2 protein-coding genes are annotated in these 787 nt (G+C 63.9%); both read right to left on the bottom strand.

Going from position 1 to position 787, the window contains the following annotated elements; all coding sequences use genetic code 11:
• Positions 1-8: 8 nt before the first annotated feature.
• Positions 9-251, bottom strand: a complete 243-nt coding sequence (locus ACO1BU_RS37650) for a hypothetical protein (RefSeq protein WP_424140942.1) — start codon at positions 249-251, stop codon at positions 9-11.
• 63 nt (positions 252-314) lie between these two features.
• The coding region (locus tag ACO1BU_RS37645) for a Gabija anti-defense Gad2 family protein (RefSeq protein ID WP_424140941.1) at positions 315-787 on the bottom strand (473 nt) is incomplete at its 5' end.

Here is a 787-nt window from a genome sequence, read left to right as displayed (position 1 = left end):
GGGTTGGGTCATACGAACCTCCCGCCGTAAGCGCGCCGGTAATGCAGCCGCAGCCCCAGCACGCGTACCAGCCAGCCATCGCGCTCGCGCCGCACCAGAGGCAGCAGGCGCCACGACAGCCCGAACGACAGTTTGGCGGAATAGCCGTTGCCGTCTCCAACCACGCCGCGCTCCCACATGAGGCGGCCGACGCGCAGAAGGCGGTTGCTGGCATCGTAGCGGCCAACGCGCTTCCATCGCAGATTGCTCATCGTTACCTCCATCACGCCGCAGCGCGGCTCGGCGGTTGTTGGGGGTTAGGCTGCGGGGTGGGGTCAGTCGACATACTGAATATCCAGCACAGCTTGCAGATCAGGTCGGGTCGCTGTCTCACGCAGGATCGTCGCCATAGCGCCGGGGCAGGCCGTGAAGCCCTGAGACGCGTACTTGATCATCCGGCGCATCGTGGAGACCGGGAAGGACACCCGGTGGATGGCGAGGCGCTTCCGTCCTAGATCCCAGAGCGCGAATTCACCCGCCGTCAGCGTCTCGCCGTCGTAGGCGAATTGGCAGATGGTGAAGTCGAAGCTGTCGAGGACAGCCTCCGCATCCAGGTAGAAGGCGAAGCGGATCAACTGCACGTCGATCTCCAGCTTCATCTCGCCCGGTGCGCCGCGAAGGTGAACGTGGTGCTCTGTCTCACGCACCTTGCGGAAGCCGCTGGCTTCCAGCTTGCTCAGGTACGCTGCGAGTTGGTCGGCATCGCGGAAGAACATATCGAAGTCAGACTTCGGTTCCTGACCCAGCA

The organism is Roseomonas chloroacetimidivorans (assembly GCF_049629625.1).
Classification (GTDB): Bacteria; Pseudomonadota; Alphaproteobacteria; order Acetobacterales; family Acetobacteraceae; genus Roseomonas; species Roseomonas chloroacetimidivorans.
The sequence above is the reverse complement of the archived record's forward strand: the minus strand, read 5'-3'. Positions and strand labels throughout refer to the sequence as shown.

Excerpts from the sequence above, each read along its gene's own strand:
- ACO1BU_RS37650 (WP_424140942.1), bottom strand. The coding sequence starts at position 251 with ATGAGCAATCTGCGATGGAAGCGCGTTGGCCGCTACGATGCCAGCAAC.